The sequence below is a fragment of the Lysinibacillus sp. FSL P4-0201 genome (assembly GCF_038593425.1).
Classification (GTDB): Bacteria; Bacillota; Bacilli; order Bacillales_A; family Planococcaceae; genus Lysinibacillus; species Lysinibacillus capsici.
This window is the reverse complement of sequence record NZ_CP151995.1, coordinates 2323161-2346760: the sequence shown is the minus strand read 5'-3', so window position 1 is coordinate 2346760 and position 23600 is coordinate 2323161. Positions and strand designations below refer to the sequence as shown.

17 protein-coding genes are annotated in these 23600 nt (G+C 36.7%); 5 read left to right on the top strand and 12 right to left on the bottom strand.

What is annotated here, in order from left to right; translation table 11 throughout:
* The first annotated feature begins 53 nt into the window (after positions 1-53).
* Complete coding sequence (locus tag MKY76_RS11710) at positions 54-1262, top strand: MFS transporter (protein WP_342556573.1); 1209 nt, start codon at positions 54-56, stop codon at positions 1260-1262.
* 166 nt (positions 1263-1428) lie between these two features.
* Entirely contained in the window at positions 1429-2286 is an 858-nt protein-coding gene (locus tag MKY76_RS11705; RefSeq protein WP_342556572.1) for a PhzF family phenazine biosynthesis protein, read from the top strand.
* Between the two features lie 254 nt (positions 2287-2540).
* On the opposite strand, the gene argH is transcribed toward MKY76_RS11705, so the two are convergent.
* The 4 genes from argH to MKY76_RS11685 form a co-directional block, all read right to left on the bottom strand.
* Positions 2541-3863, bottom strand: a complete 1323-nt coding sequence (gene argH, locus MKY76_RS11700; protein WP_199768317.1) for an argininosuccinate lyase — start codon at positions 3861-3863, stop codon at positions 2541-2543.
* Between the two features lie 29 nt (positions 3864-3892).
* Positions 3893-5464: an APC family permease gene (locus tag MKY76_RS11695; RefSeq protein WP_048392799.1), complete on the bottom strand. Its 1572-nt coding sequence runs from the start codon at positions 5462-5464 to the stop codon at positions 3893-3895.
* A 292-nt stretch (positions 5465-5756) separates the two neighbouring features.
* Positions 5757-7052, bottom strand: a complete 1296-nt coding sequence (locus MKY76_RS11690; protein ID WP_048392800.1) for a hypothetical protein — start codon at positions 7050-7052, stop codon at positions 5757-5759.
* Between the two features lie 184 nt (positions 7053-7236).
* Positions 7237-8118 (bottom strand): GNAT family N-acetyltransferase, encoded by an 882-nt coding sequence (locus tag MKY76_RS11685; RefSeq protein ID WP_342556571.1) that lies wholly within the window; start codon positions 8116-8118, stop codon positions 7237-7239.
* A 418-nt stretch (positions 8119-8536) separates the two neighbouring features.
* Here MKY76_RS11685 and MKY76_RS11680 point away from each other — a divergent pair, with 418 nt between their 5' ends.
* Genes MKY76_RS11680 through MKY76_RS11670 form a run of 3 tightly spaced genes read left to right on the top strand, consistent with a single transcriptional unit; the run spans position 8537 to position 12312 of the window.
* Positions 8537-10063 carry a spore germination protein gene (locus tag MKY76_RS11680; RefSeq protein ID WP_342556570.1) on the top strand — a complete coding sequence of 509 codons (1527 nt, stop codon included), beginning with the start codon at positions 8537-8539 and terminating at the stop codon, positions 10061-10063.
* A gap of 16 nt (positions 10064-10079) precedes the next feature.
* Complete coding sequence (locus MKY76_RS11675; RefSeq protein ID WP_342556569.1) at positions 10080-11201, top strand: GerAB/ArcD/ProY family transporter; 1122 nt, start codon at positions 10080-10082, stop codon at positions 11199-11201.
* Positions 11188-12312 (top strand): Ger(x)C family spore germination protein, encoded by a 1125-nt coding sequence (locus tag MKY76_RS11670; RefSeq protein ID WP_328011446.1) that lies wholly within the window; start codon positions 11188-11190, stop codon positions 12310-12312. Before MKY76_RS11675 ends, MKY76_RS11670 begins: the two co-directional genes overlap by 14 nt.
* Here the strand turns inward: MKY76_RS11670 and MKY76_RS11665 are convergent, their stop codons facing one another.
* From MKY76_RS11665 to MKY76_RS11630, 8 genes are all read right to left on the bottom strand, one after another.
* Complete coding sequence (locus MKY76_RS11665) at positions 12313-13263, bottom strand: nucleoside hydrolase (protein ID WP_313150168.1); 951 nt, start codon at positions 13261-13263, stop codon at positions 12313-12315.
* Between the two features lie 144 nt (positions 13264-13407).
* The gene (locus MKY76_RS11660; RefSeq protein WP_342557881.1) at positions 13408-16578 is read right to left on the bottom strand and encodes an ATP-binding cassette domain-containing protein; all 3171 of its coding nucleotides are present in this window, start codon (positions 16576-16578) and stop codon (positions 13408-13410) included.
* A gap of 103 nt (positions 16579-16681) precedes the next feature.
* Positions 16682-17092, bottom strand: coding sequence for an SRPBCC domain-containing protein (locus tag MKY76_RS11655; RefSeq protein ID WP_048392814.1), 411 nt, complete (start codon positions 17090-17092; stop codon positions 16682-16684).
* A complete protein-coding gene (locus MKY76_RS11650; protein ID WP_048392816.1) occupies positions 17089-17415 on the bottom strand; it encodes a metalloregulator ArsR/SmtB family transcription factor in 327 nt (108 codons plus the stop codon). Before MKY76_RS11650 ends, MKY76_RS11655 begins: the two co-directional genes overlap by 4 nt.
* Positions 17416-17651: 236 nt before the next feature.
* Positions 17652-18338, bottom strand: coding sequence for a diphthine--ammonia ligase (locus MKY76_RS11645; protein WP_342557880.1), 687 nt, complete (start codon positions 18336-18338; stop codon positions 17652-17654).
* A 14-nt stretch (positions 18339-18352) separates the two neighbouring features.
* The gene (locus MKY76_RS11640; RefSeq protein ID WP_342557879.1) at positions 18353-19426 is read right to left on the bottom strand and encodes a hypothetical protein; all 1074 of its coding nucleotides are present in this window, start codon (positions 19424-19426) and stop codon (positions 18353-18355) included.
* 296 nt (positions 19427-19722) lie between these two features.
* Complete coding sequence (proS, locus tag MKY76_RS11635; protein WP_112118671.1) at positions 19723-21159, bottom strand: proline--tRNA ligase; 1437 nt, start codon at positions 21157-21159, stop codon at positions 19723-19725.
* 367 nt (positions 21160-21526) lie between these two features.
* Positions 21527-23245 carry a GGDEF domain-containing phosphodiesterase gene (locus MKY76_RS11630; RefSeq protein WP_112118672.1) on the bottom strand — a complete coding sequence of 573 codons (1719 nt, stop codon included), beginning with the start codon at positions 23243-23245 and terminating at the stop codon, positions 21527-21529.
* Positions 23246-23600: the final 355 nt, after the last annotated feature.

Below are 23600 nucleotides of genomic sequence, written 5' to 3'. Positions count from 1 at the left end.
TTAAAAGTTAACTATAGTATATCAAATAATAACTAAAAGAGGTGTTTTCAGTAATGGCGAAATCAAAAAACTTTCCGATTATTTGGAGCGTTTTTTCTTTGTTTATACTATCTATGAATTTACGAGCTTCGATCACATCTATCTCGCCGGTATTGAAAAATATTCAAATGGATTTGCAGATGACAAGTGTTGTTGTAAGTTTATTAACAGCACTTCCCGTATTTTGTATGGGGATTTTTGCACCATTGGCTGGCAAGCTAAGTGAACGATGGGGTATCGAATGGACGATTGGGCTATCCGTTTTATTAATTGGTGTATCAACAGCTTTACGGTTAGTGGCAACTTTTCCTTTATTTTTATTAGTAACAGCTATTCTTAGTGGGATAGGTATTGCTATTACAGGTCCACTGATTTCAGGCTATATCAAAAAGGAATTTCCTAAATATTCTTCTACGATGATCGGTGTATATTCTGCGGGTATGGGAATTGGAGCGTCATTAAGTGCTGGGTTAGTTGTGCCTGCTATGCATGCTTTTCATCAATCATGGAACGCAGCTTTAGCAATATGGTCGGTATTTGCTTTTATGGGTATTATTGTTTGGATTCCAATTATCAAAAAATCCAAGCATTCTCAAGAGTCATCAGAGAAATCTACAGGTCAAAAAAGTCGACTACCTTGGGGAAACCGATATGTTTGGCTCCTTATGGTCATGTTCGGTTTACAATCTGGCGTTTATTATTCCCTCGCGACATGGCTCGCTCCAAAAGTACAGGATATGGGATATAGTGACGCCTACGCCGCAACAACGGTCACTATTTTTTCTGTCATGCAAATGATTTGTAGCTTTATCATCCCCATCTTAATAAATAATAGTTTCAAGAGAAAGCCTTGGATGCTACTTTGCGCTTCAAGCTCCTTTATTGGCATTTTGATGTTAATTATGGGCGGCATCTCGCCAATTTTCTGTGCGACGTTGACAGGGATCGGTGCTGGTGGTTTATTCCCGTTAGCAATGATTTTACCTTTAGATGCTACGACTACACCAAAAGAGGCAAGTGAATGGACAGCGATGATTCAATTCGGTGGCTATATCATTAGTGGTATCATTCCTATGCTTGTTGGTGTCATCAAAGATATGACGAATACATTTGACGTTGCCCTTTTCACTTTATTATTTATCATCATCATTATCATGGGTCTGACGTTAAAGGTTAAAACAAAGACGGAATCAGCTACTATTCGCGTTCTTCCTAGTAGATGAAGTAAGGCGTCTTTAAACCGTGTTTCAAACAGTAGACATTCTATTTTTGAAGATGTCAGATGCTAAAATAGTTTGTCTCTTGCTTTTTAGCAAATTTACCCAACAACATTTTTGCGTAGTTCTTTTTATGCTACAATTCACTATAAATGAGGAAGGAAGATGTTTTATGAAAATATCTGTTTATGTTGCAAGTGCATTTAGCAAGGATCATCAAGGTGGGAATAAAGCAGGAGTGGTATTTAATGAGAATACATTGACCACTACTCAAAAAATGGCAATAGCCAAAGAATTGGGCTATGCGGAAACCGCATTTATATCAGCATCTGAAATGGCTGATTATAAATTTGAGTATTTTACACCTAAGGAAGAAGTAGATTTATGTGGACATGCCACAATTGGCGCTTTCACGATACTGATGCATTTAAATAAACTTTTCAAAGATCGCTATACGATTGAAACAAACAGCGGTGTTCTTACTATTACGATAAAAGATGACATCATTTTCATGGAACAAAACAAACCGATATTCTATGATGTTATATCTCCAAACGAGTTTATCGACTGTTTTGACATTAAAGATATAGATAATAAATACCCAATTCAAATTGTTTCCACGGGCTTAAAAGATATTTTAATTCCGATAACAAGCGAAACACAATTACATGCACTGCAACCTAATTTTGAAAAAATAAAAGAAATCAGCGAGTATTATCATGTTGTCGGGACGCATCTGTATACGTATAATGACAATCGAATAATATGTAGAAATTTTGCTCCACTATACGATATTAATGAAGAAGCAGCAACTGGAACTTCTAACGGTGCATTAGCTTGCTACCTTTATGAACAGCACCACTTGCAAAAAGAAGTCTATGTATTTGAACAAGGTTATTCTTTACACTCTCCTTCCGAAATATTAGTGAAATTAGCAACCAATAGCAAGAATGAAATAGAAAAAGTTTATGTTGGCGGCAAAGGCTATTACTGTGAAACAAAATATTTAAATGTAGAAGATATGGTGTGAACAGTTAATTTCTCAACCTCAGACTGTAGATTTTTTGAATTTTAATTTAAAAATAGAAAAATAGATAAAAAGACAAACACATTTTTATAATTGAACAATGTGTTTGTCTTCAATTTCTGCTACCTTTTATGAGCTTGTGGGACATAACCGATTCGTTTCCATTGCTTAAGTGGCACATCCTCAATGAATGCCTTACCTTTTTTCCACCCTAGAAGCCCGTCATGCATTTCAACAAAGTCGTTTTCCCTGCTTCATTATAATAATAAACCTACTTTAATCCCCTTATTTAAAATATTTTGATAGTCAATATAGTCATAGATATCGTCATCGATGAACGAACTTAATTCTTTCAATTCATCCATTGTTAAATCTTCAATGGCTTTGTCATGATCTTCACAATAAATAACGATGGAACCCACGATGCTGTGTGCATCTCTGAACGCAACGCCTTTGCTCACTAAATAATCAGCGACCTCTGTTGCATTCAGAAAACCTCCTTTGACTGCTTTTTTCATGTTTTCACTGTTCACCTTCATCGTAGCAATCATTTTTGACATAATTTGTAGACAAGATAATACGGTGTCCAATGCATCGAAAAATGGCTCCTTATCTTCTTGCATATCTTTATTGTAAGCAAGTGGTAAGCCCTTCATTGTTGTTAAGAGTGAAGTCAGTGAACCATATACTCGTCCTGTTTTGCCTCGTATCAGCTCAGCGGCATCAGGGTTTTTCTTCTGTGGCATAATACTGCTGCCAGTAGAATAGGCATCATCAATCGTAATAAATCTAAACTCTTGACTACTCCACAAAATGAGCTCTTCACTTAATCTACTTAAATGCATCATAATGATTGAAAAATCTGACATTAACTCTAATAAATAGTCGCGATCACTTACTCCATCTAAGAAATTATCTACAGGCTTAGAGAAGCCTAGCTCAATAGCTGTCATCTCACGGTTAATCGCATGAGTAGTTCCTGCTAATGCTCCACATCCAAGCGGGCTTTCGTTCATAATTTCTATCGCTTTCACAATTCTTTTTTTATCGCGGTTTAACATATGATAATAAGCCATCAAATGATGTTGAAACGTTACAACCTGCGCACGTTGAAGATGTGTGTATCCTGGCATCATAACGTTATTGTCTTTTGCTTTTTGTTCTAAGCTCTGTTGTAACGCTTCAATTGAGGCAATCACCTCAAACGCCTTGTTTTTTGCATAAAGTCTAATATCTGTTGCTACTTGGTCATTACGACTTCTCGCTGTATGAAGTTTTTTCCCTGTGTCACCGATCCGTTGAGTCAAATTCGACTCTACGAAACTATGAATATCTTCATAATTTCCTTCAATTTGTAATGTGCCATTATCAATATCCTCTAAAATGGAAAGAAGTGCATTCTCAATATCTTGTCCTTCCCTCTCAGTCAATAAATTGCATTGTACTAGCATATGGACATGGGCAATACTGCCTTTAATATCTTCTTTGTAAAGTCTTTGATCCACCTTTAATGAACTATTGAAATCTTCCATTAATTTGTTTTCTTCTTTTCTAAAGCGACCGCCCCAAAGCTTCATCATTCATTCTCCTTCAATCAATCTATTAAACGTTATGATATTTCAGAAATGCTTTCCTGTAATTCCTCAATATTTCCTCTTTTACGCATATACCAGACACCATTGTAAACAGCAAAATAGTAAAAGGCTAAGCCAAATATAGCGACAATTACGGACATATAAGGGTCAGGAATGATACCTTTCCCACCGAAATTCCCTAAGAAAGACATCAATACAAGCATTAAAATATAAATAATAATGTAGATACCACCAAAAAATTCAACTGATTGGTGTTTTTGAATAAAGAAAATTACTAAATAACAAACAATACCTATTATTAATCCAGTAATGGCTAGCTGTACCTTACTCCAATTTGTCCAATAAATAAGCAGTGTGGCAAAAACGAATGCCATTGGTGCAATGAATTGCATACCAGGTAGCCCATTATTTTTTGTCAGACCTACTCTACGGAAAACCATAACCGTTACACATGCTGAAGCATATTTAAAAATACCGATAGCTCCTACAATCGCAACGATAGCTGTCCAGCTTTTCAGTGGGAATAAAAATAATAATCCTACTAGGAAATTGAGTGCAAGTGCACGTGTTGGAACACCGAATTTTTTATTAATTGTTCCAAAATAAGATGGTAGGAATCCACTTTTCGCCATACCAAATACATGTCTTGACGTACCAGCTGTATAAGTAAGAGCTGAACCTGTTGGCGAAACCATCGCATCAGCTGTAATAATCCAAGATAGCCAAACCATATTAGCCATCATTGCTAAATTAGCAAATGGTGAATCAAATTTAATGCCACTCCAACCATTCGCTAACATTTCTGTTGGAACTGCGCCGATAAATGTAATTTGAAGTAACACATATAATACTGCCGCAACACCTAATGATGTAATGAGGGCAAGTGGAATATTTCTTCTAGGGTTGACGACTTCCCCACTCATCATGATGACGTTGCCAAACCCAGTATAAGCAAAAAATATTCCGGTTGTTAAAATGGCACTTAAACCAGCGCTATAGCCATTTGGTGCAAATCCTTGGCTTGAAAAATTCTCTGGATGAAAGCCTGTCATAAAAAATGCAATGATTGTTAGTACAGGGACTATAAACTTAATTGTTGTAATGATATTGTTCGTGACTGCGAATAATTTCACCCCAAAATAATTGAAAACAACAAAGAATATCATTAAAACCATCGCTGCAAGAATACCTGATGTTGTCAGTTGTTCTTTTCCTACATCATATAACCCTGGCCAAAACTGATTGGCATATTGAATAACACCTGATGATTCTACGGGAGCTGTAGCACAATAGCCAAACCAGATTGAATAACTAGTAACGGTAGCAAGCATTTTTCCGTGAGAATAAAGCGGATATCTTGCTAGGCCTCCTGTTTCAGGTTTTACTCTTCCTAATTCAGCATAAACAAGCGCTATGAGTGTGATAACAAACGCACCAATAATCCAAGAAAGTATGGCTGCCGGGCCTGCTAATTTAGCAGCTACCCATGGTCCAAAGAGCCAACTAGATCCTATTATTCCCCCTAGAGATAATGTTGTAAGTGACCAAAACCCCATTTTCTTTTTCAAATATTGTTCTTGACTCATGAATGTTCCCCTCTCTGAAAAGAGAATATTGGTATGACCCTTTTAATTTGGACGCTTCAATAAAATGACGTTTTGACAGAAAAAATTTACATATTTTACTCTGCAGTGCAATGTAGTGTAAGTGACTAATATAGATTGTGCTCCTTTCTAGATGATGAAACATTGCACACATTTTTCATGTACCATTAATTAAAGGTTATTAAAAGGTGTTTACCTTAAAATGATTTTATTTTAATCGTTTGAATTTTTCAACACTTTTTTACAAAAAAAAATAACCATCTCACTTAGATGGTTATTTCAAACGATAAATTTTACTTGGTCGTCCTCTGGATATTTGTGCGTCTTTCCCTGTGTATTCGACGAGATCAACCTCACATAAACTGGCTAAAATGCGTCTAGCATTACTTTCATCCCAATAGAGATGTGCTGCTAAATCTTTAATGGTGAATTCCTGCCAATTCATTTTTTTAATAAGCGTGTATAATTTACTGTAATTTTTTAAACTAATTTTTGCTTTTTTTAATTTCTCTAATAAAATGTCATCATTAATACGGTATGAAAAGCTCACTTCATCTTCTTCACCAGCCGATTCAGTAATCGTTCCATTTTCTTGGACAATCACGATTGGTTGCTCCGATTTCTCCTTGGAGAGCTGGATGGCTCGCTGTGCATTGATTTCCGCAGAATGAACGGTTACCCCATAGCCAATTCCGACAGTGACTGTTGTATGGGATTCATGTGATAGCTGATAGATGGTATCCTGTAAATCCTTGATTTTACGTTCAATGGCTCCTCTCGAACTAAAAATGATATAGCGACCATTTCCTTTTTCTAACAAGGAGCCATCTAGTTGCTCACAAAATCGCAATAACGTTTCCTTTAATTTTAATTCCAAATACTGTAAGTGATAGGAGCTCTTCGCTTTTTCAGAGATTTTATCAAAATGTTCGATTTCGATAATTTGCACACCAATCTGTGTATCCTTAAAATAGAAGGCTCTAAGTTTTTCTTCCAGTATTCGTAATGTTTGGCGAATTTCCATATCTGTAGTGGAAATGTGATAAGCAGGGACACCTGCCTCTTTCAGCCCGCGATAAACAGCTTCAAAGCAAGTCAAAGCACCTGCTGTTTTTTGTTGATTCCATAAGTCGATATGAAAATCCATTAATTCTTTTGTACTGGTATTTACATCAAAGGTTTTCACATAGATTTCTTTAGGCGCAAAATCTAGCTGTTTGACGGCTTGCTCCAAGTGTGAAGTCGTGATTTCATCAATGCTTACCTTGTTCAGAAATTCTCCCTGATAAAAGCCCATATGCAATAGACATTTATAAATGCCGGATTCAGTATGTTGAATATAAACTAAGTTTTCACCTGATTGTAACGTATTTTTCGCAACCATATATGAAATTTGGCCAGAAAAAAACCATGCATCAACAGCGTGATGATTATCCTTTACGATATTTACGGTTTCATGAAAATCATGATAGGGAAATGCTACGAAATTCATAGTCATTTCGTATTCTTTGCCTAATTGAATGATGCGCTCTACAGATGAATTAGGGCCAATGACTCCAACTGTATACATTATTTCCTCCTAGTAAAATTACTTTATATATACCATTCTATAGAGAATTGCCCAATATTTATAGTGTCAATTAAAAAAGTCTGTTTTGGTAAAGGACAAGGTGACTGAAGTCGCACATATTTTATCCAAAAGCGCGCTCATTCTTTAATTCACAACGCTCCGAGACAGCCTTCGGAAACCCAACCTAGCAATGGGATGTTAAAGGAAACATAAAGTGCCCTTGACAGAAGGGCTTTTGCGAGAGAATAAATAAGGCATCGTCATCATTTGTGGTGATGGTGGCTATCAAGCCTTCGATTGTAAAGTCAGGTGTAAAATAGAATACTACTTTTTTTGTTGTATTCTTAATAATGCTTGCTAATACAGTCTCTGCATTGGTTGCCTGTAAAGAGATGATATCATAAATATTTAATACCCCTTCTTCCTCCTCCATTAATACTATTGTGTCAAATTCTTCTAAATAGTAAATAGCATGAGGGAAAACTAACGTAAAATAAAACATTAATAAACTTTCATTTTCCTCAACAGCAATCATACTAGAATGGATATAACGATTTTTTGCATACTCTTCAAGAAGTGCTAGATCCTGCTCAATTGTCAGCTGTTGGAAGCTGGTCTGCTTTGGTTGAATAGGTCTTGTGGTAAGATCTAAGCTGTATTCACTTTCATGGATTCGCGTAAAGCCAAACTTCGGATAAAAATCTAGTACTGTTTCATTGGCAAAGAGATACATGAAATCACAGGCACCTTCGTACTCTTTCATGAGATGCAGCATCAACTGCTTTGCCAAGCCTTGATGACGATAATGTTCATCCGTCATCACTGTACCAATCTGAATTCCCTTTAATCGCTCACCATTTACGCGAATCGACATCTTATAAATAGAAGCATTAGCAATCACTTTTCCTGCTTGTACAAATGAGTAAGGAATATATTGGTCATTCCAATAGCCTTTGTTATACCAAGCTCGAAAATCCAAACCAAATGTTTTCATTGCTAAATCATTAAAACTTGCCTTTAATTTTTCATTGTGACGATAATCACTAACTAATTCATATTTTTCCACGTCTATTCCCTCCTATTTTATGTTTCAATCGCTAATTTTTGTGGGAATCATCACCTCCTAAAAACAGAAAAAGACCCTATGAGAACAAGCTCATAGAGTCCTTTGTTATATAAAATATAACTGTGGATTAGACATCATTATGCTTCTCTTTTATCGCAAAAGGGCATTACTAAATAGACCCTATAATTTTTAAAAAAATTATAGAATAACCCCTTTATTAAATTCATTGAATTTAATTTGCGATAATTAGTTTTAGCATAAAAAAGCTAATCTCCCTTCTGTTTTTAAGATTACTATTATATTACCGTTATTTGTTAGATATGTCTACATGATGAAAATAAATGAAATAAGTATAGAATACCCCTTTAAAGCCTATTCTATAAACGAAGTTAGCAATGAAGGGAGCCTACCATTTACTATGAAATTTAAACTACCTTTCAACAAACAACAAAAACAACAACAACCAATTCAAGAGGCGCCTAAAGAAAATCTTGTGAGAGTTGCACATGCCACAGATCATTTTATTCAATCGATTAAAAATGCAACGAATCATCCAGCCGATTTAATCATTAAATCTCTTCCACCAAACCTTACTGTTATTTATATTGATAATTTAGTCGATGATCAAACATTAAATCATGATATTATCGCTAATTTACAAAATAATCCAAAAGAAACACCCGAAGATATTGAAATTTCCCTTTCTGTACCAGAAGTCAATGAGTCCAGTCTACTGAGGGAAACAGTAGAATCAATGGTAAATGGATCTGTTGTGATTCATGTAGATGGCTACACTAAAGTTCTTTTAGTCGATATTGCAACAAGAGAATCTAGAGCATTATCAGCGCCTGAAAATGAATCACAAGTTATTGGTACACAAGTTGGTTTTAACGAGAGTCTTTCAACGAATATTTCCTTAATTCGTCGCTACATAGTGAGTCCAGAACTTTGTAATGAAAAGCTCAAAATTGGCAGGCGGACGAATACGTCAGTTTCCATTTTATATATGAGTGGTATTGCCTCCGATCAAATGGTTAATACATTGCGTCAACGATTATCAGATCTTGATGTTGATCAATTACTAGATAGCGCAGTTTTGGCTGAAATGATTGATGATAACTCTTTGTCAGTCTTCCCTCAAATGCTTATGACTGAAAGGCCTGATAGATTATGTGATGCTCTTTTAGATGGCAAAGTGGGTGTTCTTGTGGATGGCAGCTCCATGGCTATAGTTTGCCCTCAAGCGTTTACAGAGTTTTTCCAAAGTCAGGAAGATCAAAACTTAAGATGGCAAATTGCCACTTTTCTTAGGTTATTACGTCTAGCAGCGTTCTTTATATCCGTCTATTTAACACCATTTTATGTAGCAGCTGTAACCTTTCATTATGAAGTCATACCACAAGCCTTTTTAGTACCTTTAAGTGAATCAAGGGCGTTAGTACCTTTCCCACCGATATTTGAGGCATTGCTGCTTGAATTTATTATTGAGTTGCTAAGAGAAGCAGGAGCAAGATTGCCAACGAAAATCGGCCAAACAATTGGTATCGTTGGCGGTATTGTAATTGGTACTGCAGCCGTACAAGCAGGTATTACAAGTAATATATTGCTGATCATTATTGCTTTAAGTGCTCTGGCTTCTTTCACGTCACCTAGTTATATGATGGGGAACGTTATTCGACTTATTCGCTTCCCAATTATTATACTAGCAGGATTCTGGGGTTTTTATGGAATCATGTTGGCGTTCTGTTTTATTCTTATCCATCTTATACGTCAGACAAGTTTGGGTGCTCCTTATATGTCTCCATTCTATCCACCTAGAATGAAAGAAATCCGAGATAGCATCATCAGAATGCCTGTACCTTTAACAGCGAAAAGACCTGCTTTAACTAGACCAAAAGACGAAAATAAATTTGAACCTCAACCTGTAAAACCGGAAAAAAGTTGAAATGAAGGTGAAGTAAATGACAAAACCTATACAACTTAGCCCTAAAGATATGATCAGCGCTTATTTACTGTTTTTTGTCATACACGGCGCACAAGTTGGGGTTGGTATACAGGGATTTCAACGAATTGTTTATCAAGATGCAAGACAAGACGCCTGGATTTCAGTTTTATTAGCAGGGATTGCCTCTCATATCGTCACATTTTTTATGATTAAAACATTAGAGATCTATAGCTCCAATGATCTTTATGGCATCCAACAGGATATCTTTGGAAAATGGATAGGCAATTTATTTAATGCCATGTATGTATTGTATTGCTTTGTAGCATTCTTTTCAGTTTTACGAAATTATATTGAAGTAATCCAAGTGTGGTTGTTTCCTGGAATAGGGACATGGTTTCTGTCAGCAACTTTACTCATAGTCGTTATTTATACCTTTACTGGAGGGCTCCGCGTTATTGTAGGTCTGGCTTTTTTTAGTATTATACTTTCCTTATGGATTTTTCCTATGTTGGCCTTTCCTTTGAAGTTTTCAGTAGCAGAAAGTTTATTACCGATTATGGAAAATGATTTTCGTTCGATTTTAAAAGGTACCTTTTCAATGACTTTCACTATTATTGGTTTTGAAATCTTAAACGTTATTTATCCCTTTGTAAAAGAAAAGCAAAAAGTTCAAAAATATGTTCATTTAGGTTTGCTGTTTACAACCTTTATCTATATATCCGTCATGCTGGTGTCAATTACCTATTATAGTGAAGGTAAATTATTAAAAACGATATGGGCCACATTAACATTATTTAGTTTTATTAGCTTTCCTTTTATTGAGCGCTTTGAATTTATCGCCGTTTGTTATTGGATGCTAATCATTTTGCCAAATATGTGTCTTTATTTATGGGCTGCTTACCGAGGGGCTATTCGTTTAGTCAATATAACCGGATCAAAGTTTGTTTGGTTATTTTCTTTCTTTGTATTTATCGGAACATTAGTCGTACAAACACGTACTCAGATTAATACGATTAATACGATTTTTGGGCATGTGGCATTTTACGTAATCTTTGTTTACCCTATTTTGCTATGGATGCTTGCCGTGCTGAAAAAGAACTTCACGTCAAAGAAGGTGAAAAAAGATGAACAAACTTAAATGCTATTTTATTGTTTTTGTATCATTTATTTTTTTATATGGATGTGCGCAGACAAATATTTTAGATAAAGTAGGATTAACCACATTGGTCGGTTACGATAAAGGAACTGAAGAAAAAATTGCAACGACAGCAGTTATTCGTGAAGTAAATCCAGAATTTCAAAGTAATGTAGAAGTTCTAACGACCGAAAATGAAACAAGTAAAGGTAATCGTATGGAAGCGAATCGTAGACTTTCGAAAAAAGTTATGGTCGGTCAAATGAGGGTTGTTTTGTTTGGTGACGATTTAGCGAAAGAAAGTTTGCATTATTATATAGATACAAACTTAGAAAACGCTAGTGTTAGTAATAGTATCTATATGGCTGTTGTAGAGGGTAAAACATCCTCATTATTGAGCTACGAGTATCAAGATATCGAGGATATTGGTCAACATATATTTCGTTTAATCGAACAAAATGTAAGACAGGAATATATGATTTCGGCTACGCTTCATCAAATCGCACATGATTACTATTCATTTGGAAAAGATATAGCCATGCCGATTATAAAAAGAGATGGTGAGTTTGTTGAATTAAGTGGTGTAGCTCTTTTTAAAGGGAGCAAAATGGTGGGTTCCCTGCCAGCAAACGATAGTTTTTACGTAAAAATTGTTCGAGACACCTTTAAAGTTGGATTGTTTGAAACGATCTTGGACAAAGAGGATATTCCATCTAATGTACTTCAAAAATCTGCTGAAAAAATAACCGTGGCCTTTGATGCCATCCATTCAAATAGAAAGATGAAGTTAGTGAATGCCGATACACCAGAGTTTGATCTAAACATCAACATTCGGTCAAGAGTTTTAGAGGTTTATCCCGATATCAATTTAGGCGACCCGAAGAATGTAGAAATACTCCAGGGCGCAATCGAGAAGAAACTAACAAAGGAAATTAAAAGAGTGATCGCGCATAGTCAGGAAGTCGAATCAGACATTTTTGGCTTTGGTGAGAAATATAGAAGTTCTGTGAGACATTCAAAGCTGACAAAAGAAAAATGGCATAAAATGTATAAAGATATGAAAGTGAATGTCAATGTTAAATTTGTGATCCTCCGAGATGGTGTTTTTGAATAACTAGTGAAATGGTTGCCCTGTCATAACCGATAAAAAGTTTTGGAAAAAATGTTCATAATGAATATCAAAAGCAATACGATGCTTTTTTTCGCCATTATTATTTTCATAAGGTCTTGTCTCGGCAATACTTTGCCCCCTTGCAGGTCCTTCTAACTTGTCGACAACGGTTACAGGATAGGACTCATAAATAAACATGTCAGGATAAATGACTGCCATTAGTGTTAACGCATCATGCACGGGACTTCCTAGAAGTGAGGGGTCCCGTTCTTTATAAAAACGTGTATAGTATTCCATTAAGGGCTTTAGAATTTTTGTTTTGCCAAAGGAGTCAATATAGTCCACCATCCCAGGTGTGACAATGGCCTTTTGTGTCGCATTTAAAGGGATGATTGTCACATTCGTTGCATAGGTAAGCACAATATTAACGGCAAAGGGATCACCATGGAAATTCGCTTCAGCCACTGTCGTTACATTACCTGGCACCCAAAATGCTCCACCCATAATATAAAATTCCTTGATATTTTTCATAAGCTCTTTATAAAGGATAAGCATCGTGGCTAGTGAGGTTAATCGCCCAATATTAACAATAATTAGCTCATCATGCTTATACCTTTCAATAATGTTGACGATTTCAAAAAAGTTCTCAATTTTTAATTCGTGATCATCATTTGGGATGATGGGTCCAAGACCTCGTTCACCATGAATTTCTGGGTAATAGGTCGGCTGCTCTCCTGTTAAGGGTACTTCTGCTCCTAAGATCACAGGAATACCTTGAGGGAAGTCGAACAATTTCATGACATAATAAATATTGGATACCGCATCCTCTCGCGATACATTGCCATAATCTGCAACGAGTCCCACAATTTCTATTTCTTGATTAAGCCGTGCATAGATCAATGCCACCGTATCATCAATGCCAATATCCCCGAATAACAGCACTTTTTTTACCAAACCATGTCCTCCCTTTTACTACCATTACTGTTATCTTTATAGTAATCAAAGATGACACGAATTATGAATTTTTGTGGAAAAATTAGAGAGTAATTCTAGTCCAACGAAAGAAACCCATATGCCGAAGCACATGGGTTTGATGATTTAGTGATTTGATTGGAGGAACTGATAGACTGCCATCATTTCCTGCTTATTCAATTCGCGTATACGATTAAAAATAGGAATATTGGCAACGGCCTCAAGATGGGAGCCCTCTGTAACAACATCGCTTACAGTACCAGTTAGCCATGTTTCCACATCAATGCCATCAACGATTTGCTGGCGTCCCTCCTCATTAATGCCACTTGCGCCACAGCTTACACAGGGCACGGTTAATTTATGGACTCCATCATGCAGTCCATCTTCAGAGAGCACCTTTTTCCCTTTACAGAATGGACAGGAATGACTGGCTTTGACTTTATTGATTTGGGTTACGATTTTCTTGTAGCCAAATGCTTCATATACATATGTTAGTTTTTTATATTTACCATTCGTAAAATATTGATCGATGATGGTTTCTCTTGTCTCCTGTATATTGGCAAAATCACAGATGGTCACTTGATTTTTATGGCTGATGCGCTCTAGATTATCTTTGATTTTGGCCCAAAAAGGAAAAGCATTTTGTAGTACGATTTCATAGCCGACAAAGCTTGCTAGCTCTAATTCCAGCATTTTTAGGGATACCTGTGTTTCCCTTGGCAATAAGGAAACATCCTGTAGCAGTGACATGTCTCCGCCCACGATGGCTTTGATTTTTTCTAGTTGTGGTAAGTTGCCTACAATGTTGATGACTTCATCAAGCGGCTGGCGAATTACGTCACGAATATCTGTGTCCCCAAATCGTAATTTCTTTTGGTGGTTGAGCACAGTCCCATGGCAAATTGGGCATGGCACCATTTCTCTTGTTTCCTTCATTTGCTCTTTAATAATGGATTTTGAAATCACGATATAACGACCAATGATAAAATTAAAGCCCTCCCACTTCTTCGAGGATTTCGTTGCCTTATCATAAAAGGATTTGTCCCAATAACCATATAAAAATGTATGCTTTTCTTCCTCAGTCATATCATGATAGCTTTTACTAATGTCCTGACCCAGCTCTATTTTAATCTGCTCAAAGAGAAATTCTAATTTAGAATGTTGATAGTATTTTAAAACCTCCATTATATCGGGATGTAGTAGGCCGTCCCAAAATGGCACGTTTTTGTCTTGTACCACAAGATCAAAATCGAATTTTTCAATTTCCAATCGACCAGAGCAGCTAGGACAATGATTTTCTTGGCTATAAAAATCGAAGCTTCTCGTATCCTTATTTGTTGGATGAGCGGCCACAATATGATTGATTAGACCACCTATTTCATACAGGAAGCTATATTGGCTATATAAATGTCTTTCCAAATCAATGGCAACAACTGGGGCAATTTTGTTTGATTCATATTCACCGTAAATCAGACGAGCCATGGAAGATAAGCTTTTTAAGATACCACCCTTATATATATTTTCCGCATTTTTGAAATAGCTAATATGATTGTCTTCTAAGTATTGAATGCCATTCCTTAATGCGAGCGTAGATGTGATTTGTAATGGAGACGAACCCCTTGAATGATTATCCTGATTAAAATAATCTTCATGGCTAACTACATTTAGATGTGTTACAGGCTCCTGCTGTCTTTTGCCAAAGTCAACAACAAAATCAGAGCTTTCCAGCATATAGGCATTATGCTCAATCATGATGATGGAGATAGATTCATCCTCTAGGATGTCCCTGACACTATCGATGAATTGGTTTAAAATGTTCTGAGATAGCCCTTTAGAAGGCTCATCAAAAATAAATAATGTATGGGGATTACGAGCGTTGGCAAATAACTCTGAAACTAGATGCACACATTGGAATTCACCAGTCGATAGAGATTGCGTTTTTCTCTCAAGCGTTAAGTAGCCTAGTCCAAGCTTAATCAATAAGCTTAAGCGTTTATGTGCGATATCCTCATTAGGTAGTTCGTTGATTATATCTTCAATCGAGCGCTGGAAAATATCATCAATGTCCTCACTATATTTTGTTAGTTTCTTTTTAATGTCAAGGAATGTCGCGACAGTGGAACGACTCGTAATGGATTGGTTACGATCTTGCCCAACCATCACAAGTTTGTCCTTGGGATAGCGTTTGATAAAATCTTTAGCAATACACTCATTAACAAGCGTTGATTTCCCACAACCAGACTCTCCTGTAAAGGTAACAAGTCGATTTTGTGGAATGTCTATTGCATCCATTTGGATATTACGGCAATATAAATCGCGGAATTGATAATAGGATGTTGGTGCTGCTGGATTTCGTTCCCAATAGATAGGCTTTGGTCGTGGAGATTCTTCAACGATTTTTCCTCCGTATTTTCCACTTCCTGGTCCAAAGAATAGATGCTCGTCTGCCGTGTCTAACACAGTATCAGAATGATCAATCAACCAAATTTGGTTTTTAGCGCCTAACTGTTGTATTTGCTCTAAAATTTTTAGTAAGGTGTTATGGTCCAGACCCACAGAAATTTCATCAACAATAATCACGGTGTTTTCGCTTTTTGCCATGAATTCTGCTAAGTACAGCCTTGTTAATTCTCCACCTGATAAAGTCCCCATAATACGATTTAAGGTTAAGTAGCCAATATTCATTTGCATAATATTATGCAGAATATGCTGTTTTTCTTCACTGATATTTAATTCCTTTGATAAGGAATAGATGGCCTCTATACTTAAATGATGAATATCAGAAATACTATAGAGTTCATTCCATAAAGTGATTTTATACTGCTCCACTTCTGGACTATAGCGCTTACCCAAACATTTTTTACATTCTACATTTTTTGTCGTGCCTCGCCCCTTACATGCAGGACACCAACCTAACGCATTGTTAAAGGAAAACATCTCTGGCGATAGCTGAAACTCATCTGCCAATCGATTACGAATTTCTTTAAAAACACCTGTATGTGTACCAATTGTGGAACGTGGATTGCTAGAGATTGAGGATTTTCCTAGAAAAAGTACAAGGGGCATGTCCTCCATTTTGATGGCACTGAAGTTTGTTTCCATAATGTTTGGAAACAAATATTGATATTCAGCCTTTGGCAATAAAGAAACAAGACGTTTTTTGGATTCTTCTCCAATCGTTTGACAAAATGTCGTCTTCCCTGAGCCAGACAAACCTGCTATGGCTAAAGATTGATCGTCGGATAAAACGACATCTAGACGGTTAATATTATTGGCAATAAGTTCATTAATTTTCATTTAGTTATCCTTCCATTTAAGAAAATTAAAAGATGAGACTGAACATGAAAGAACACAATTCTTGCTACGGAATTGCGCTCTTCTTGCTGTTATTTAATTTATTCTACGCTAATACTTTTTCAAGCTGTGCACTCATATTTGTCCAAGCATATTTTGCTCCCTCGATTGCACCTTGACGTGCCTTTGTTTCTTCGCTGAAGCCACCTTGATCAAGATGAAGCTGAGTCGTACCATCTGCTACCTGTGTTAATGTCCATGTAACTGTTGTTGTTTCACCAGCACTTGTCCAAGTATAAGATAATTTATGAGGCTCTTCCACTTCCAGTACCTCACAGTCTACAATACCGTCCCACCATTCATTTGGTTCAGCACGGAATTGGAATTTATGTCCTACAATTGGTTGGAAGTCATTGTTCCAGATCCATTTTGCTAGTGTATCTGAGTCTGTTAAAGCATGCCATACTTGTTCGATGGAACTTGTAAATTTAAAATCTAATGATACATCTGGTTTCATTTTTTTTCCTCCAATAATAGATGTAATTTCGCGATTCTTTCTTTCCAAAAACCTTCATAAAACGATACCCAATCTTGTATTTCCTTCAATGGAGCTGCATTCAATCGATATCTCGTCTCTCTACCTTCCTTGCGTGCAAGAACAAGGCCTGCATCTTTTAGAATGGCTAAATGTTTCGAGACAGCAGTACGCCCCATATCAAATTGAGCGGTTAATTCGTGAAGCGGTAACTCATCTACCTCTGCCAATAAACGGATCAACTTTCGTCTTGTTGGGTCAGCAATGGCTACATAAACGTCACGCTCTTGATGATTGTTATTCAAAACCACCACCCTTTCTAATAGGACACTGATTGGTGTCTTAATTATATGACACCAAATAGTGTCCAGTCAAATACTATTTTGGTCAAATTGACAGGAGTTCTATACCTACAAGGAAAAACTAGCTGAAATACAAAAAAGTACAGAGGAGGAGCCTATGTACTTTCGGGTAATTATTCATTTGTTAACTTCAGTTGTTATGGAGACATATAACAATATAAAGGTTTTCTGATGTGAATTTATGCTAGCTCTAAGGGTAAAAAGGCGTAGTCTCCATCTCTTATAACGGAACCTTTACGCACCACAATTGACTGCTTGAATAGAGGGCCATCAATGACGGTCGTATGGAATTCGCCGCCTTCTCCGCATGGGTCAATGCTACGGGCTTCAAGCTCCTTTACATATTCAGGGGTAAGCACTCGCCCTAAATCGTCCTCCGTCATGCCCAAGGATAGGTTGACCGTGACAATCATTGTAATAAATCCTAAGTGAATAAATTCATCGACAGCCTCACGATGGTTCATCTCCCACAATGGCATGCCTAGCTTTAAACCTACCTTTTTAGTGACTTTATCGTGCCAGCAGCCATGTGCAGGCATATCTAAGTCTCCTGTTACTAATACTTCAGCTCCCTGCTGCTTTGCCTTTACTAATAAACCTACAAATACTTCTTCATAATCCGCCCAGCTTGCTGCAGCAGTATAGACTGGCAGCCCAATAGAGTCAGCTTGTGCCTGGATAAGCGCAGGTGGCATCCCGTGGGACCTTGAACGTTTCCCTTCTTCCTCTAGCATCACTATGAGCCCGATTGCTTGGCCCACCTGTGATGCTTTATATAAAGCTAAAACACTATCCTTGCCACCACTAAATGAAGCAATAAATGTGCGATTTTGTGCATTCTGTTTCCAGCCTGTTGTGTTGGTCATTTCCTTGTCTCCTTTTACTGTGCATCAAGATATATGCTTCTAGCATCCTCGTCAAAAAACTCTATGATCGTTGGATAATTATTAATGTTAATATTGGCCTCTTTCAATATCTTTTGCATAAAGATGGTATCGACAAAAATTTTATTGATAATCATCCTACCTATTGATGGTAAGTCATGGAAATACGCTATTAACTGAATAAGGTCATCAAAGTGAAAAGTCAAAATATAAGTGACATAATTCTGTAATAGGATACTAAAGCAATGCTCACGATAAGGATTCGATTGATGATCGAATAAAAAGCTATGAAGCAATTGATAGAATGCCTTATTATTTTGATTAAACATATGTAAAAAATCATCTACATTATTAATTAGATGTAGGTACTCTATGCCATCTTCAAAAGGCATAACGAGTCTTTTTGATTTTCCTTCGATGCTTCTCAAAAGTTCGATTGTCAGCTTCTTGCAAGCATTTATCTCATGGGTTGTTAATAATGTTCTGTCATGCTTATGCTGACAAATATAATCATGATAATGAGAAAAATATTGCTCCATATTAATATTCGTTTTAACATGAATTAAAGTTCCTTCTTTGAACGAAAAAGCATAAAGTGTTTCCTCGTTCACTGGATGGCTATACAGATAGAAAAAGAATAAAAAGTCCTTTAACTGTTGTTTCTGCTCTTTGTTGAGTATCGTGACATGCTCTAATTGAGCAAGTTGAAAGAAGCAATAGTTTTTCATAAAATCATTCATTTTGTTATACGGGTTCCGTGGAATTATTCTAGTCGTTGCATTTATTGTGTAGAGCAAATAATAGCAAACTTGCTCATCATAAACATCTAGCTGCTTGAAACAAGATGTAAGCATAGGCTGCCAGTCTGGCTTTTGAACATAATGTGGATTTTGTGGTTGAAATGCCTCTGCCCATTCTAAAAATGTCCCCTGTTCGTGATCAATAAAAAAGAGCTCTGCGCTAGTATCTTCTAATAAAACATATTCGAAGTCCTTCATTTGAAGAGCTGGTAATCCCCGATTAAACTTGATATTTAGGTAGTGATCAAATACTTCTTGTAATACTGTCATTCATATCCCCATTTCTTTAGGATTTTTCAGAACGTCCCTTCATTTTATCACAATCATGATGAGAACTTGGCGATAGATGCTAAGGTGGAACACCATTATGAGTGATTAAGACAGCTCGTTGGATCAATGCCTATTTGGAGGTTATCTGGAGGAGCCATGGAGAAACAAGAGTGAGAATTTTGACTATCTAAATGGAAATAAAGTCTTTTTAGCAGAACATCAAAAGCCCGAACTAAATTATAAAACAACCTAGTGTGCTTCATAATTGTTCGGGCGTTCTGTTCATGCTTTGTTAATTAATAAGCTTGTGCAAACCAAACTGTATGTTTTGCTTCATTTCCACAGCCAATACATGTGGTTTTCGTTGTTGGTGGATTGAATGGAATATTGCGAGATGTGTATTTTGTTTCTTCCTTCACTTTTTCCTCACATGCATCCTCGCCACACCAGCCAGCAAGCACCCAGCCTGGGATTGTGCCATTGTCTTTTGCTGTGTCAATGTGCTGTTGTAATTGTGGAAGTGTGTCAATTGTTGTGTGAGCATTTGCTTCACGGAATTGACGAGCTTTTTCTAATAAGCGCGTTTGCATGGTTGTTAATTCTTCTTCAATAGCTGTGATGATTGTAGCTAAATCAACAGTTCGTTTTTCTTCTTCATCACGCGCTTTCAGTAAAGCTTGCTTGTTTTCTAGGTCACGTGGCCCTAATTCAACACGCACAGGCACGCCCTTTAGCTCCCATTCATTGAACTTATAGCCTGGCGATTGGTCTGAATCATCCAAACGTACTCGAATACCCTTCGCTTTTAAGGCTGCAAAAATCTCATCTAAATGCTCCATGATTTGAGGGTTCTTTTTCCATGGTCCTACTGGAATTAAAACAACTTGCGTTGGTGCGATGCGTGGAGGTAAAACAAGTCCCTGTTCATCACCATGCACCATAATAACTGAACCAATTAAGCGTGTAGATGTACCCCAAGATGTTGTGTGTACGTATTCGTGCTGGTTCGCTTTATTTAAATACTTGATATTAAAGGCTTCAGCAAATTTTGTTCCTAAATAATGGGATGTTCCTGCTTGCACAGCCTTGCCATTTTTCATCATTGCCTCAATAGAGTACGTATCGACAGCCCCTGCGAAACGTTCAGAAGGTGTTTTTTGTCCATCATAGACAGGAATTGCTAGCACCTGTTCTACTACTTCTTTATAAATGTCTAGCATTTGCATTGTTTCCTGCCGAGCATCTGCTTCATCCACGTGCGCTGTATGCCCTTCTTGCCATAAAAATTCTGATGTCCGGATAAAAGGTAGTGTTTTCTTTTCCCAACGGAAGACATTTGCCCATTGGTTGATTAGCACTGGTAGGTCACGGTAGCTTTTAATCCAATTAGAGTAAAGATGACCAATCATCGTCTCAGATGTTGGACGAAGGGCTAGCCGTTCTTCTAATTGTTCCCCTGCTGCCTCGGTTACCCAAGGAAGCTCAGGTGAGAATCCTTCGATATGATCCTTTTCCTTTTGAAAGAAGGATTCAGGGATAAGCATTGGGAAATAGGCATTACGATGTCCTGTCTCTTTAAAGCGACGATCCATTTCCTCCTGAATATGCTCCCAAATTTCATAGCCGTCTGGCTTAAAGGCGATACAGCCTCGAACAGGTGTATAATCCATTAAATCGGCTTTTTGGATGGTCTCGATATACCATTTCGAAAAATCTTCTAGTTGTCTTGACATGTGTTCTCCTCCAATTTTGTTAAATGAATACTTGTTCAACCCGTATGAAGATTTAGCTGAAGCAAGAAAAAAGCACAAAGCTGTCCTCTGAATAAGGACGTCTTTGTGCTGGAATGACGTGGTACCACCTTGATTTAGCTTTATGTTGAATATAAAGCCCTCTCACGTTTGGTAACGAAAACGACTCGGTTATGTTTGCATAACATCTCCGTGGTAGGTGTTCAGTCAAGAAGCGGTGATATAGCTCTCAGCAGGTGCTATATTTTCTGTTTCACAATTCTTACTTACTTGGCCACATCATCAAATGGTTTATCATGTTAACAGTTTTACTTTATCCCACTTTAGCAAAATCATTCAGGAATAGCAATTAATAACTGGATTTATTTGTGACAGTATTAACAATGAGATTCGTAAAATCTTCTACAGATAAAGGCTTACTAAAATAATAGCCCTGCACATACTCACATCCATGCTCACGCAGAACATTTAATTCAGCTTCCTCCTCTACACCTTCAGCTACTACTTGGAGATTTAAGGCATGTGCTAATGAAATCATGGCTGAAATCATAGCGATTCCAGACTTCTCAGGTACGATATCACGGACAAAGGCACGATCAATTTTAAGTACATCCACTGGGAATTTTTTTAAATAATTTAACGATGAATAGCCTGTCCCGAAATCATCTAATGAAATAGTTATACCTAGTTCTCGTAATTGCTTGATAGTATCAATTAAATCTTCCGTATAATCAAGCATACTCATCTCGGTAATTTCAATTTCTAATAAATTAGGGTCAATGCCTGTTTCTGCAATGACACTACGCACCATATCTACAAAGCCACCTGTACTAATATGAATTGGTGAAATATTTACAGCTACCCGCAATGATAAATCATGTAATTCATTCCACTGACGAGCTTGAGCACAGGCTTTACGTAAAACCCATACACCAATATCATTAATCAATCCACAATCCTCTGCAAATGGAATAAAACGATCTGGCGGAATATGACCTAATTCAGGGTCATACCAGCGTAGCAATGCCTCCATACCAATAACAGAATCCGTTTTTAAGTCGATCTTAGGCTGATAATGTAATTCTAGACGATCTTGCTTTAATGCTTGATGTAATTTCGTTTCCAGCAAAAGCCATTTATCATTGGCCTCGTCCATATTATCACGATATAGTCGATATTGATTACCTCGTGTAGATTTTGCAGCATACATAGCAATATCCGCATTTTTCAATAATTCTTCCACAGAGTTTGCATGATCTGGGAATACACTGATGCCGATACTAATACTCGCATAAAATTCATAGGTATCGACAATAAAGCTTTCATTGAAGACGCCAATAATTTCCTTAGCCATTTCATCAATGCGATTGACATCATTTAGAATCATGACAAATTCATCGCTATTGTGGCGATAAAAAGAATTCGAAGTATGATCAATATTGCGCAGACGATTGGACATTTCCACTAAAAACATATCGCCAATAATATGACCAAGTCCGTCGTTAATGTGTTTGAAACGATTCACATCAATGAAAAATAACGCAAACTTCTCTCCTGTACGTCGAGATTGATGAAATTCATTTTCTAAACGCTGTTCTAATTTGCGACGATTTGGTAGCCCTGTTAGTTCATCGTGATAGGCAATATGAGTAATTTTTTTAATGTCCTTTTGCGCTGTAATATCTACGCGAATGGCAATATATTGATAAGGCTTTCCTCGTTCATCTAGGAACGGAAAAATCGTTGTTTTCACCCAATATAAACTGCCATCCTTTGCACGATTGCACACCTCGCCATTCCACATATCGCCATTACCGATTGTTTTCCACATCTCTCTAAAGAAAGATTTGGGATGAAAGCCTGAATTTAGTAAACGGTGATCTTGACCAACTAATTCTTCACGCGTATACTTCGAAATTTTACAAAAATGATCATTAACAAAAGTAATTTTTCCGGTACGATCTGTAATCGCTACAATGATGGAACTATTCATGGCGGAAAAGATATCTTGTAATTCTTTTAGACTGTAGTTCATTTGATTAACACTACTAGGCGTGATATTCATCATTTTCATTCTCCATTCATTAAAATATGAAGGGTTTGGTACTTTTGCTTTATCTTACAGCGAGGTATAAAGTTGTGGTATATCGCCCTTTTTTATGTAATTATATTATAGTCTTAGAAAAGCAGTTAATTCAACCCAAATCTCAAAAACATTCAAAGCTACATTTGATAGTTTTTAATAAAATAGACAAAAATTAGTGGATATAACCTCCTTGTAATTGTCTAAATATATAGTTATTCAATACTTTTGAACTATATTAAATAGTTTATTTAGGCTATTTATCTTTTTAATACAAAATATAAAAGTTTTATATAATATGTTTGAGTGTCTTGTAAAATTTTTGTTAAAGTAAAATGCC